Annotated in this window: 12 protein-coding genes; 7 read left to right on the forward strand and 5 right to left on the reverse strand. The window is 70.2% G+C overall.

Translation table 11 applies throughout. The features are described 5' to 3' along the window. Positions 1-17 precede the first annotated feature (17 nt). Positions 18-476: a dUTP diphosphatase gene (dut, locus tag ACW5E8_RS14005; RefSeq protein WP_456966145.1), complete on the forward strand. Its 459-nt coding sequence runs from the start codon at positions 18-20 to the stop codon at positions 474-476. 137 nt (positions 477-613) lie between these two features. Further along, positions 614-2,818, forward strand: a complete 2,205-nt coding sequence (locus ACW5E8_RS14010) for a phosphomannomutase/phosphoglucomutase (protein WP_456966207.1) — start codon at positions 614-616, stop codon at positions 2,816-2,818. 99 nt (positions 2,819-2,917) lie between these two features. Here the strand turns inward: ACW5E8_RS14010 and ACW5E8_RS14015 are convergent, their stop codons facing one another. Both ACW5E8_RS14015 and pyrE read right to left on the reverse strand, forming a co-directional pair. Beyond that, positions 2,918-3,538: a hypothetical protein gene (locus ACW5E8_RS14015; RefSeq protein WP_456966146.1), complete on the reverse strand. Its 621-nt coding sequence runs from the start codon at positions 3,536-3,538 to the stop codon at positions 2,918-2,920. Between the two features lie 35 nt (positions 3,539-3,573). Continuing rightward, positions 3,574-4,236, reverse strand: a complete 663-nt coding sequence (gene pyrE, locus ACW5E8_RS14020) for an orotate phosphoribosyltransferase (RefSeq protein ID WP_456966147.1) — start codon at positions 4,234-4,236, stop codon at positions 3,574-3,576. Between the two features lie 152 nt (positions 4,237-4,388). Between pyrE and ACW5E8_RS14025 the strand changes: the two genes are divergently transcribed. The 4 genes from ACW5E8_RS14025 (at position 4,389) to ACW5E8_RS14040 (ending at position 8,210) form a co-directional block, all read left to right on the forward strand. Then, positions 4,389-5,576, forward strand: coding sequence for a cytochrome-c peroxidase (locus ACW5E8_RS14025; RefSeq protein ID WP_456966148.1), 1,188 nt, complete (start codon positions 4,389-4,391; stop codon positions 5,574-5,576). A gap of 100 nt (positions 5,577-5,676) precedes the next feature. Beyond that, positions 5,677-6,504 (forward strand): exodeoxyribonuclease III, encoded by an 828-nt coding sequence (locus ACW5E8_RS14030; RefSeq protein ID WP_456966149.1) that lies wholly within the window; start codon positions 5,677-5,679, stop codon positions 6,502-6,504. A 31-nt stretch (positions 6,505-6,535) separates the two neighbouring features. Further along, positions 6,536-7,864 carry an AmpG family muropeptide MFS transporter gene (locus ACW5E8_RS14035; RefSeq protein ID WP_456966150.1) on the forward strand — a complete coding sequence of 443 codons (1,329 nt, stop codon included), beginning with the start codon at positions 6,536-6,538 and terminating at the stop codon, positions 7,862-7,864. Positions 7,865-7,949: 85 nt separating this feature from the next. Continuing rightward, positions 7,950-8,210 carry a hypothetical protein gene (locus ACW5E8_RS14040; protein WP_456966151.1) on the forward strand — a complete coding sequence of 87 codons (261 nt, stop codon included), beginning with the start codon at positions 7,950-7,952 and terminating at the stop codon, positions 8,208-8,210. Positions 8,211-8,214: 4 nt separating this feature from the next. Here ACW5E8_RS14040 and ACW5E8_RS14045 read toward each other — a convergent pair whose 3' ends face one another. Then, positions 8,215-9,345 (reverse strand): anhydro-N-acetylmuramic acid kinase, encoded by a 1,131-nt coding sequence (locus ACW5E8_RS14045; RefSeq protein ID WP_456966152.1) that lies wholly within the window; start codon positions 9,343-9,345, stop codon positions 8,215-8,217. Between the two features lie 41 nt (positions 9,346-9,386). Then, the gene (locus ACW5E8_RS14050; RefSeq protein WP_456966153.1) at positions 9,387-10,883 is read right to left on the reverse strand and encodes a M23 family metallopeptidase; all 1,497 of its coding nucleotides are present in this window, start codon (positions 10,881-10,883) and stop codon (positions 9,387-9,389) included. 198 nt (positions 10,884-11,081) lie between these two features. Here ACW5E8_RS14050 and tyrS point away from each other — a divergent pair, with 198 nt between their 5' ends. Then, the gene (gene tyrS / locus ACW5E8_RS14055; RefSeq protein ID WP_456966154.1) at positions 11,082-12,311 is read left to right on the forward strand and encodes a tyrosine--tRNA ligase; all 1,230 of its coding nucleotides are present in this window, start codon (positions 11,082-11,084) and stop codon (positions 12,309-12,311) included. Between the two features lie 86 nt (positions 12,312-12,397). Here tyrS and ACW5E8_RS14060 read toward each other — a convergent pair whose 3' ends face one another. Next, positions 12,398-12,793, reverse strand: coding sequence for an MAPEG family protein (locus ACW5E8_RS14060; RefSeq protein WP_456966155.1), 396 nt, complete (start codon positions 12,791-12,793; stop codon positions 12,398-12,400). Between the last annotated feature and the right edge of the window lie 124 nt (positions 12,794-12,917).

The raw sequence follows: 12,917 nt of genomic DNA on the forward strand, positions 1-12,917 counted from the left end.
CAGGACGCCAGCCGCCCATGCAGCACACGCTCGACCTGAAGATCCTCGATCCGCGCATCGGCGCTGAGTGGCCACTTCCTGCCTATGCCACCGATGGCAGCGCCGGCCTGGACCTGCGCGCCGCGATCGACGCGCCGCTGGAACTCGCCGGCGGCGACACCGCGCTGGTGCCCAGCGGCATCGCGATCCACATCGCCGATCCGGGCCTGTGTGCAATGGTGCTGCCGCGCTCGGGACTCGGGCACCGCCATGGCCTGGTGCTGGGCAACGGCACCGGCCTGATCGACGCCGACTACCAGGGCCCGCTCATGGTCAGCCTCTGGAACCGCTCGCGCGAGGCCTACGTGGTCCAGCCGGGCGACCGCATCGCGCAGCTGGTGCTCACGCCGGTCGTGCGCGCGGGGCTGCGGGTAGTGGATACTTTCGAACAAAGCACGCGGGGCGCGGGTGGCTTTGGCCACACCGGCACGCGCTGAGGGGGATACACCGGATGGATCTGAAGGCTTCGAACACGACCCGGCAACTCGTTGTGCACGGGCGGCCCTGGCTGCTGCTGCTTGCCGCGGCCGCGGTGCTGCTGGCGCTCTGGCTGGCCTGGACCGGCTGGCGGCAGATGCAGGACGGCACCCGGCGTGACCAGCTGTCGGTCAATCGCGACGCGCTGGCACAGTCGGCCGCGCGTTCGCTGGGCAACGAACTCGAGCGGATGGCCGAGCGCGTGGACTCGGCCCCGGTGCGCGAGGCCCTGGCTGCGGGGGACTTTGACGCCGCGGCAAAGGCGCTGGCCCTGGACTGGCCGAACATCGAGCATGCGGCGATCCACGCCCTGGACCTGGCCGAGGCCTACGGCGCGGTCGAGGAGGCCGGCTATGGCCGCATCGCCGTGGCCGAGGCCGCGATCATCGAGGGCAAGCCGGTAATGGGCGTGGTGCGCGACGGCGGCGGCCCGCGCCTGGCCCTGGCGGCGCCGGCGCGCGTCGACGGCGCCCTTGTCGGCGTGGCCTACGTACGCCTGCCGCTTGCGCGCGCGACCTCGAGCCTGGACGCCGTCGACGTGCCGGGTTCCACCTACCTGGCGCTGCGCCAGGGCGGCTTCACCCTGGCCGCGCGCGGCGACGAAAAATACGCCGTGTCCGCCGAGCGCATGGCCGTGCCCGTGGCCGGGACCGGCCTGCGCGTGGCGGCCGGCCTGCCGCCGCGGCCGGCGGCGCTGTTCGGACTTGGTGCGATGCCGTCGTTCGTGGTGGCCGCCATCCTGCTGCTGCTCGGCTACCTGCTGTCACGCCTGCCGTCGCTTGTCGGCAAGCCGGAGCACGAGGAGACCGGTGACGCGCCCACGCTCGAGCAGGCGCTGGAGCTGGAACCCGAAGACGGCGTGGACGGGACCGACGGGTCCGCAGCCGCACCGGTGCGCGCGGAGGCAGTCAAGGCAGCGGTGGCGATCGACCCGGGCATCTTCCGCGCCTACGACATCCGCGGCATCGTGGGGCAGACGCTGGACATCGGCGTCGCCGAGCTGATCGGCCACGCCATCGGCTCGCTGATGCACGAACAGGGGCTGAAGGACATCGTGATCGGCCGCGACGGCCGCCTCTCCGGTCCGGACATGGTCGCCGGCCTCACCGCCGGCCTGCGCAAGGCCGGCCGCGACGTCATCGACATCGGCATGGTCCCGACCCCGGTGGTGTATTTCGGCGCCTACCACCTGCGCACGGGTTGCTGCGTGTCGGTGACTGGCAGCCACAATCCGCCCGACTACAACGGCTTCAAGATCGTGGTCGGCGGCGAGACGCTGTCGGGTGCCGCGGTGACCGACCTGTACGCGCGCATCGCCGAGGATCGGCTCCACATCGCGCCCACGCCGGGCGGCGTGACCGAGCGCGACATCGCCGACGACTATGTCGAGCGCATCGCCTCCGACGTCCAGGTCGACCGCGCGCTGAAGGTCGTGGTGGATGCCGGCAACGGCGTGGCCGGCGAGATCGGCCCGCGCGTGCTGGCCGCGATCGGCGCCAACGTCGAGCCGCTGTTCTGCGAGATCGACGGCACCTTCCCCAACCACCATCCGGATCCGAGCGAGCCGCACAACCTGGTCGACCTGATCGACATGGTGAAGCGCTTCGACGCCGACCTCGGCATCGCCTTCGACGGCGACGGCGACCGCCTGGGCGTGGTCACGAAGGACGGCGAGAACATCTATCCCGACCGCCTGCTGATGCTGTTCGCGGCCGACGTGCTGGAGCGCAACCCGGGTGCCGTGATTGTCTACGACGTGAAGTGCACCGGCCGCCTGCAGGGCCACATCCTGCGCCACGGCGGCAGCCCGCTGATGTGGAAGACCGGGCATTCGCTGATCAAGGCGAAGATGCGCGAGACCGAGGCCGAGCTTGCCGGCGAAATGAGCGGCCACTTCTTCTTCGGCGAGCGCTGGTACGGCTTCGACGACGGCATCTATGCCGCCGCCCGCCTCCTGGAAATCCTGGCGTCGCGCCCGGAATCACCCAGCGAGGTGCTGTCCGCGCTGCCCACCGGCATCGCCACGCCCGAGATCAAGGTCGATGCCCCGGGTGGCGATCCGCACGCCTTCGTCGAACGCTTCGTTGCGCAGGCGACGTTCGAAGGCAATGCGCGCCCCTCGACCATCGACGGCCTGCGCGTGGACTTCCCGGACGGCTGGGGCCTGGTGCGTGCCTCCAACACCACGCCGGTGCTGGTGCTGCGCTTCGACGCCGACAGCGAAGAGGCCCTGGACCGCATCCGCGGCCAGTTCCGCGAGCAGCTGCTGGCGATCGACCCGGATCTGCCGCTCCCGTTCTAGCCCCGACTGTTGTGGGAGCAGCCAATAGCTGTGGGAGCGGCGATAGCCGCGATTGCGGCCATGGCGGCTCCCACAGCTATAGCTGCAGGCCGACCGCCCCTAGCCGGACTTCATGTTCCGATAGCGCTCCAGCGCCCCCTCCAGATCGCTACCCAGCGACGCATGATCCGCCAGCTGCCGCTGCATGATCGCCTGCTGGCGGACCAGGTCGCCATGCTGCGACTGGATGCCCTCGGCCAGGGTCTTGCCCACGGGCTGCTCGAGCAGCTCACGCTCGGCCGCTTGGCGCAGCAGTGACAGCAGGCTCTGGCGCAGGTTGGCGAGGCTGAGCTCGGAGGTCTTCAGCGACTCTTCCACCAGGGTGATGCGCTCGCCGTAGGCACGGCGCAGGTCGTCTTCGGTGGCGTATGACTCGACCATGGCCAGGTCGCGGCGGTAGCGCTCGGCCTCGGCCAGTTCGGCATCGGCCGCGGCGCGGGCGGCGATGGCCGCGGCGCCGCGTTCGTCGTCGGTGAGTGCGCGCGGCACCTGTCCGGTGCGCGCGCCGCTCTGGGCGCTGATCTCGGTGCGGGCGCGGTCAAGCGCGCTGGCCGGCAGCGTATCGCCGCAGACCTGGACGCCGTTCTCATCCCAGCAATAAAGCTTCTTGTCGGTCGGCGCCTTCTGCGCCACGGCCGCCAGCGGCAGCGCGGCAAGCACGATGCCGGCTATGCAGTTCATGGTCTTCATCGTATCCGTCCCCCCGGTCGGCCGAATCAGGTGGCCGCGCTGCCGAAGCGCGCGCGGTACGCGAGCAGGTGCTCGCGCTCGGCTGACAGTGTCGCGTTTCCATCGGTGAACGCAAGCAGGTCGTCGAAACCGGCAATGGCCACCACAGGCACGCCTTCGTTGGCCGCCACTTGTGCCGCGGCCGATCGGCGGTCGCCGGATGCCTCGTCGAGGATCTCCTGGCGGTCCAGCGCGATCACCACGCCGGCGGGAATGCCACCGCCGGCGCGAATCAGGCCCAGGGCTTCGCGCACGGCGGTACCCGCGGTGAGCACGTCGTCGACCACCAGCACGCGGCGGCCCACCAGCGCCGCGCCGACCAGCGTGCCGCCTTCGCCGTGGGCCTTGGCTTCCTTGCGGTTGTAGGCCAGCGGCAGGTCGCGGCCGCGGCGCGCGTACTCGCAGGCGAGCGCTGTGGCCAGCGGGATGCCCTTGTAGGCCGGGCCGAACAGCAGGTCGAACACCAGTCCGGCGGCATCGATGGCGTCGGCGTAGCAGGCGGCCAGCGTGGCGAGCGCGGCGCCGGAGTCGAAGCGCCCGGCGTTGAAGAAATACGGGCTGGTGCGGCCGGACTTCAGCGTGAACCCGCCGAAGCGCAGGGCCTCGGCCTCGAGCGCCAGCTGCAGGAAACGTGAGCGGTGGTCGGGCATGGGTTGCAGTGCGGCCGCGGCGGGGGCGCCATGGTAGCAATCCGACGGCATTGACCGGGGTCAAGGCCATGACCACCGTCCCCGGCTTATGGTGAACGTGGACTGGCGCCGGTTGGAGACGGGTGATGCGGATGCGGACGAGGCTTGGAATCGTGACGACGCTGGCGATGGCCGTGGCGCTTGCCGCCGGCTGCGGAAACAACGCGCCCGACCGCGCGGGCGTGCCTGCAGACGGAACCGCTCCGGCAGATGCGGCGGCCGCGACCGCAGCCCCGGCGGCCGATGCACCGGTGGCGACCTCCGGCGTGCCCGGCACGGCGCAGACCGCCGAGGCGGCCGCCCCGACCGATGCCGCGGGCGCGTCTGCCGATACGCTGCGGACCACCGCGGCGGCGATGTTCGGGACCATCCCCGAGGTCGTCGAGGAACTTCGCGGACAGCCGCTGTCCGACGACCAGGTCGAACTCGGCCGCATGCTGTTCTTCGACCCGCGCCTCTCGCGCAGCCACCTGATCACCTGCAACACCTGCCACAGCATGGGCACCGGCGGCGCCGACAACGTGCCGGCGTCGATCGGCCACGGCTGGCAGCGCGGCCCGCGCAACTCGCCGACCGTGCTCAACGCCGTGTTCAACGCCGCCCAGTTCTGGGACGGTCGCGCCGCCGACCTCGCCGAACAGGCCAAGGGCCCGGTGCAGGCCAGCGTCGAAATGAACAGCACCCCGGAGCTCGTGGTCGAGACGCTGCGGAGCATCCCGCAGTACGTCGAGCGGTTCGGCACCGCGTTCCCGGGCCAGGCGGACGCGGTGAGCTTCGACAACATGGCGCTGGCGCTGGAGGCCTTCGAAGCCACCCTGGTGACGCCGCACTCGCGCTTCGATCGCTGGGTGCTGGGCGATGACGCCGCCATCGACGCCACCGAGCGCAAGGGCCTGGAGCTGTTCGTGTCCAGCGGCTGCGCGTCCTGCCACAACGGCCGCAACTTCGGCGGCCAGGCCTATTTCCCCTTCGGCGTGATCGAGCGCCCGGGCGCGGACATCCTGCCCGAGGGCGACAAGGGTCGCTTCGAGGTCACCGCCACCGCCACCGACGAGTACGTGTTCCGCGCCTCGCCGCTGCGCAACGTCGAGCTGACCGCGCCGTATTTCCATAGCGGCCAGGTCTGGGACCTCGAGCAGGCGGTGGCGATCATGGGCAACGCCCAGCTGGGGCGCGAGCTGAATGCGGAGGAAGCCAGCGCGATCGCCGCCTTCCTGCGCACCCTGACCGGGCGCCAGCCGACGGTGGAGTATCCGATCCTGCCGCCGAGCACCGAGCGCACGCCCAAGCCGACGCTGTAACGCAGGGCCGGAGCGGCCGTCGGCAACAGGGTCGGCGGTGCGTTAACCTTGGACAGCGGCGGGCCTGTGCCCGCCGCTTCCGTCATTGCACCGGCACTCCATGCGCATCATCAGCTTCAACGCCAACGGCATCCGTTCGGCCGCCAAAAAAGGCTTCTTCGACTGGTTCCGGGCCCAGGACGTCGACATCCTCTGCGTCCAGGAAACCAAGGCCCAGGAACACCAGCTCGTCGCGGCAGACGGTGAAGGGCTGCATCCGGACTACCTGCCCGAGGGCTACAAGGCCTGGTTCCGCGATGCCACGACCAAGAAGGGCTACAGCGGCGTGGCGATCTACAGCCGCCGCGAGCCCGACGAGGTGCGCACGGCGCTGGGCTGGGCGCCGTTCGACGACGAAGGCCGCTATATCGAGGCGCGCTTCGGCAACCTGTCCGTGGTGTCGTTCTACATCCCTTCGGGCTCGTCGGGCGACCTGCGCCAGGGCTTCAAGTTCGAGGTCATGGACTGGCTCAAGCCCATCCTCGACGGCTGGCTCGCCAGCGGTCGCGACTACGTGCTGTGCGGCGACTGGAACATCGTGCGGTCGCGCAACGACATCAAGAACTGGACCGGCAACCAGAAGAACTCCGGCTGCCTGCCGCCCGAGCGCGCCTGGCTCAACGGCATGATCGCCGACGCCTGCGGCGACGGCCTGTGCGACGCGCCGACGCACGGCTGGAGCGACGCGCTGCGCGTGCTGCGTCCGGACGTCGCCGACGAATACACCTGGTGGAGCAATCGCGGCGCCGCGCGCGCGAAGAACGTGGGCTGGCGCATCGACTACCAGTTCGTGACCCCGGCGCTGGCCGGGCGCGTGGACGCCTGCGCCGTGCACGGCGAGCCGCGCTTCTCCGACCACGCGCCTTTGATCGTGGATTACCGCGAATGAGCGCCGGCAAGCGGTTCGCAGGTCCCCGCGCATGAGTACCGCCGCCGGCGCCGATGCGCCGCCGAAGCCCTCCGCGTGGCGTGCGTTCGCGCAGCCCGCGGCGTGGACGATGTTCTTCTTCGGCTTCGCCTCGGGGCTGCCGTTCCTGCTGGTGGCCGGCACGCTGGCGTACTGGCTGCGCGAGGGCGGGATCGAGCTCCGGGAAATCACCATGATCGCGAGCGCGGGCATGGCGTACTCCTTCAAGTTCGTGTGGGCGCCGCTGGTGGACCGCTGGCGGCTGCCGCTGCTGGGCCGCTTCGGGCAGCGTCGCGGCTGGCTGCTGCTGGCGATGGCCTGCGTGATGGTCGGCCTGCTGGCGATGTCGGCGCTGACGCCGGAGCGGCTGACGGTCTTCGTCGCGCTGACGCTGTTCGTGGCCTTCTCCGGCGCCACGCTCGATATCGCCGTGGACGCCTATCGCGTCGAAATCGCGCCGCCGTCCGCACAGGGCGCACTGGTGGCGACCTACTCGCTGGGTTACCGGATCGCGCTGATCGTGTCCGGCGCGCTGGCCCTGGTGCTGGCCGACCACGCCGCCTGGCCGAACGTGTACCGCCTGATGGCCGCCTGCATGCTGGTGCCGCTGGTAGCCTGCCTGGTGGCGACCGAGCCCGAAGTAATGCGCGTGCGCACCGCGGGCTGGGCGGCGGGCCTGCGCGAGGGCGTGGTCGAGCCGTTCGCCGACTTCTTCCGCCGCTTCGGCGGCGGCGTCGGCCTGGTGGTGCTGCTCTTCATCCTGTCGATCAAGATCTCCGACCAGGCGCTGGTCGGCGGCATCATCGGCCCGTTCTATCTTGACCAGGGCTTCAGCAAGACCGAGATCGCCGCGGTGACCAAGGTCTACGGCATCTGGGTCGGCATCGCCGGGGTCTTCCTCGGCGGCGTGGCGGTGGCGCGCTGGGGCATCCACTGGCCGCTGCTGGCGGCGATCATCCTGGGCGCGGCGAGCAACCTGCTGTACCTGGTCCTGATCGGCGCCAACGGCGACATCGGCCTGCTGACCCTGGTGATCTCGGGTGAGAACCTGGCCCAGGGCTTCCTCGGCACCACTGCGGTCGCGTACCTGTCGGCACTGGTCAACACGCGCTACACGGCCACGCAGTACGCGCTGTTTTCATCGCTGATCATGCTGCCGGGCAAGGTGCTGGGCTTCTTCTCGGGTGCCATCGTCGAGACCAGTACCGGCGGCTATGCCACCTACTTCCTGATCACCGCGGTGGTGGCGGTGCCGGCGGTGCTGCTGTTCTTCTGGCTGAAGCCGCGGGTGCGCGCCGGCGGGGATGACGTGGTCCCCGCGACGACCGGGGATGGCGCGTGAGCAGGGGGAGGTGCTTGCCGCCGGGGCCGCGTCGTCGTATCAATGACAGGGTGCCCCGCTCGTGAGCGCCCACTGGACGCCGGCCGTGACCGACATCGTTCTCAAGGACATCGACGAAGTGCTGCTCGAGCGCATCAAGCGCGTGGCCGAGCGCCGCGGCTGGGCGCTGTCGCACGCCCTGCTGCACTTGCTGGAGCAGGGCCTGTACGCGATCGAGGGCGACGGCAAGCTCGGCTTCGACAACTCCGAGGCCGACGTGCTGCAGGCGGCGATCGCCGCGCTGGAAGGCGTCCCGGACGGCGTCTTTTCGATGATCGGCCAGGTTCCCGACGACAAGACGCCCTGACCGCCTACAAGAGCGGGGTTGCGGGGTGGATGGCGCCGAGCACGCGTGGCCCGGCTGCGCCGGTGACCGTGGCCAGGTTGCCCGGCCGGCCCGCCAGCGTTTCCCGCGCCAGCCAGGCAAAGGCCATCGCCTCGATCGCGTCCGGATCCAGGCCATGCGCTGCGCTGGATTCCACCACCATGCCCGGCAGTTCAGCGGCCAGCGCCGCCATCAGCGCCGCGTTGTGCACGCCGCCGCCGCAGGCGATCACGCGCGCGGTGCCGGGCTGGGTGGCGCGCAGCGCGTCGGCCACGGTATGGGCGGTCAGCGCCAGCAGCGTGGCCTGAACATCGGCGGGCGACTCCGTGCCGGCCAGCCGCGACTCCACCCAGCCGAGGTGGAACTGGTCGCGGCCGGTGGATTTCGGGGGTGGCAGCGCGAACCACGGTTCGTCCAGCAGGCGCGCCAGCAGCGTTTTGTCCACGTGGCCGCTGGCCGCGAAGGCGCCGCCGCGGTCATAGGCTTCGCCGCGGTGGTGCAGGCACCACGCATCCATCAGGCCGTTGGCCGGACCGGTGTCGAAGCCGCGCACCGGGCCTTCGGCCGGCAGCAGGGTGAAGTTGGCGATGCCGCCGAGGTTGAGCACGGCGCGCGACTCGCCCGGTTCGTGCAGCAGGGCGGCGTGCAGCGCCGGCACCAGCGGTGCGCCATGGCCACCGGCGGCGACGTCACGGGCACGGAATCCGGCGACGGTGGTGATGCCGGTACGTTCGGCGATGCTCGCCGCGCATCCCAGCTGCAGGCTGAAGGGCAGGACGCCATGCGGGCGGTGGCGCAGGGTCTGGCCGTGGGAGCCGATCGCGGTGATGTCCGCCGCCGCGGTGCCGGCGTCGTCGAGCGCTGCCAGCGCGGCCGCCGCAAAGGCGCGGCCGATGGCCACGTCGAGTTCGCCGACGTCGTCCAGGGTGAGAGATGCGCCCTGCTGGCCGAGCGCGACCAGTCGTGCGCGCAGCGCGGGATCCCAGGGATAGGTGCGGGCGAAGCGGAGCGACGGCCGGGCAGCTGCATCGTCGCCGTCGAAGTCGACCAGCGCGGCGTCGATGCCGTCGGCGCTGGTACCGGAGATCAGTCCAAGGAAGCGGCGCGGACCGGCCATGCGTGCAAGCCCGTCGATGGCTTGGCGCGGCGCAGGGGCGATCAGCCCCGGCCGCGGGCCGCGGTGGTGTCGCGGTCGGCGGCGGCGACGCGCGTGTCGTCGTCCGCGGCCGGCACCTGGGCGTAGATGACGTCTTCGACCGTGCGGATGCGCGCCAGCGCCGGCCCGGTCTGGGCCTTGAACGCGATCAGCGCGGTGCCCTTGAGCGGCTCGGGCTCGGGCATCGTGTGCTGCAGCGGGTTGCGGTGCACGCCGTTGATGCGGAACTCGTAGTGCAGGTGCGGGCCGGTGGACAGGCCGGTGGTGCCGACGCGGCCGATCACCGTGCCCTGGCTGACGCGCTGGCCCTGGCGGATGTTGCCGAAGCCGGACATGTGCGCGTACAGCGTGGTGTAGCCGCGCCCGTGGTCGAGGATCACGGTGTTGCCGTAGCCGCCGCGCCAGCCCTTGAACTGCACGCGGGCGTCGCCGGCGGCCATGATCGGGGTGCCGGTGCGCGCGGCGTAGTCCACGCCCTTGTGCTGGCGCACGTTGCCGCTCACCGGGTGCCGGCGCGAGCCGAAGCGCGAGCTCAGGCGTGCGTACTGGATCGGCATGCGGATGAAGCTCTTCTTCAGCGGCCGGCCTTCTTCGTTGTAGTACTGGGCCTTGCCCTCGTGCTCGAAGCGGAAGGCGGTGAAGGGCTTGTTCTTGGCGGTGAACACCGCCGCCAGCACGTTGCCGGTCCGCAGCAGCTCACCCTCGCGGTAGACCTGCTCGACGACCACGCTGAAGCGGTCGTTCTGGGTGACGTCGGTGTTGAAGTCGATGTCGTACTGGAAGATCTCGTCGGTCAGCATGTTGATGCTGGATCCCGACAGGCCGAGCTTGCGCGCGGAGTGGAACAGCGAGCGGCCGACCTTGCCGCTGACCACGGTGGTGCGGATCTCGATGGGGCGCTCGATTACGGTTTCAACGACGTCGTCGCCGGCCAGTGCGAGTTCCACGCGCTGGGTCTCGTTGCGGTCGTAGCGCAGCGCGCGCAGGCCGGCACGCTTGTCGTCGGCCGCCGGCGGGTCGAACGCGAAGCCGAGCTGGACGCCGGGGCGTAGCCGGGTCAGGGCGTCGCGCGCGCCGGGGTGCGCGAGCAGGGTGTGCATGGTGCTGGCGGGGATGTCCAGGTCGGCGAAGATCGCCCCCAGCGTCTGGCCCTTCTCCACCGTCACCGGCATCCACTCGTTGGCCGGAAGCGCCTGCGCGGCCACCACTGGCTGCGCAGGCAGCGACAGCGACAGCGTGGTCAGGCGGCTGCTGTGCGGAACGTCGACGGCGGTATTGAAACCGGGCACGATGGCGAGCAACAGCGCGCCTGCGGTGGCCGCGAGGCTGGCATGGGCCCACTGTCGCCGCGACCAGCGGCGGTTGCCGGCGGTTAGGTCCGCGGTGTCGACGTGTTGCTGGTTGGCGGCGGCCTGGCGCTCGAGTTCGCGCAGGTTGTCGAGGCGGGCGCGGCTGGTGTGCTGCGCGTCCGGTGACTGGGGCGATTCAGGCGTCGTCATGGTGTGGATCGGACTCCCGGCCCGTGCGTGACGGGCACGTCACGACGCCACCATAATCACGCGAAGATCATGCGTCAAACGATTGACGCCAATGAAGTTTCCGCCGGGTTAATATTTTAACTTCGTGATAACAACCACTTAGAACCGCGTCACACTTTCCGTGTTGCGGTGCACACAGGATTCAAGGCCTTGTCACAGATGTCTCCCCCGCCCGCCCCCGCGTCCGCCGCCATCGAACTCATCGCCCGTGGTGCCGACGAGCTCCTCAAGCGCGAAGAGCTCGAGGCCCGCCTGGCGTCCGGGCGCCCGCTCCGGGTCAAGGCCGGTTTCGACCCCACGGCGCCCGACCTGCACCTGGGCCACACGGTGCTGCTCAACAAGATGCGGCAGTTCCAGGACCTCGGGCACACCGTGGTGTTCCTGATCGGCGACTTCACCGGGATGATCGGCGACCCCTCGGGCAAGAGCGCCACCCGCAAGCCGCTGACCCGCGACGACGTGCTCGCCAACGCGAAGACCTACGAGGACCAGGTGTTCAAGGTGCTCGACCGCGAGCGCACCGAGGTCCGCTTCAACTCGGAGTGGTTCGGGAAGATGGGCGCGGCCGACATGATCCGCCTCGCCGGCCAGCTCACGGTGGCGCGCATGCTCGAGCGCGACGACTTTGCAAAACGCTACGCCGCGCAGCAGTCGATCGCGATCCACGAATTCCTCTACCCGCTGGTACAGGGCTATGACTCGGTCGCGCTCGAGGCCGACGTCGAGCTCGGTGGCACCGACCAGAAGTTCAACCTGCTGATGGGTCGCGGCCTGCAGGAGCATCACGGGCAGAAGCCCCAGGTGGTGCTGACCATGCCGCTGCTGGTGGGGCTGGACGGCGTCAACAAGATGTCCAAGTCGCTGGGCAACTACATCGGCGTGACCGATCCGGCGATCGACTTCGTCAACAAGACCATGAAGGTCGGCGACGACCTGATGTGGGACTGGATCGACTTGCTGAGCTTCGAGATCGGCATCGCGGAGGCGTCGAAGCTCAAGGCCGACGTCGCCGCAGGCACGCTCAACCCGCGCGAAGTGAAGCTGCGCCTTGCGCGCGAACTGGCCACGCGCTTCCACGATGCCGCCGCGGCCGAGACCGCGATCGCCGGCTGGCGCGCGGCGGTGACCGGGCAGGGCGACACCTCGCTGCTGCCGCTGCAGGACGTGGTGGTGCCGGCGGAAGGCCTGCGCATCGCCGCGCTGCTCACCGCGGCCGGGATCACGCCGTCCAATTCGGAGGCGAACCGCAAGCTGAAGGAGCGCGCCGTCAAAGTGGATGGCAACGTGGTCGAGGATCCCGGTGCCACGTTGGGGCCCGGCTTTGAGGGCGTATTGCAGGTGGGCAAGCGCAACTTCGCGCGTGTGCGTCTGGTGGTGGCGGGCCTGTAACGGCCCACGGACACATGGCCGCCCCTACCTGCCGGTCGGCGATACAGAGAGGGGATCTGCGCCCGGTCGAGGCCCGGACGCATCACTCAGGCGGCGCTTAGCGCCGCCATCACCATCAGCGCCGCCACGCAGGCAAAGCCGACCAGCCAGGACAGGCTGCGCACCAGCTGCACGTCGGCGACGTAGAACACGCCGTGCGCGATGCGCATGGCCACGAAGACGAGCGCGAGCAGCGCGATGCGGCCATGGTCGACCCCGGCCAGCTGCGCCATCAGCACCGCGGCCGCGAACGGTGCGAAGGCTTCGAAGGCGTTGAGGTGGGCAGCGTTTGCGCGCTGCACCCGGTAGTTGTCCTGCTTCGCCAGCCAGGCGCGCGGATTGCGGTTGTTGAAACCGGGCGCGGAGGTCTTGGCGATGATGGCCAAGGCGTAGGGAAGCAGCGCGGCGATCAGGATGCACCAGTAGGCGATGGCGAGGGTCATGGCGAGGTCTCCCGGAAGGTCCCTGGAGTAGAGCAGCTTGCGGGGGCCGGACGCCATGGCCGCGCCGGCCGTCGCGCATCCGGGTCCGGGATCGCGGTGGCGGAAACAGAAACAGAAACGGAAA

This window comes from Luteimonas sp. A649 (assembly GCF_054072735.1).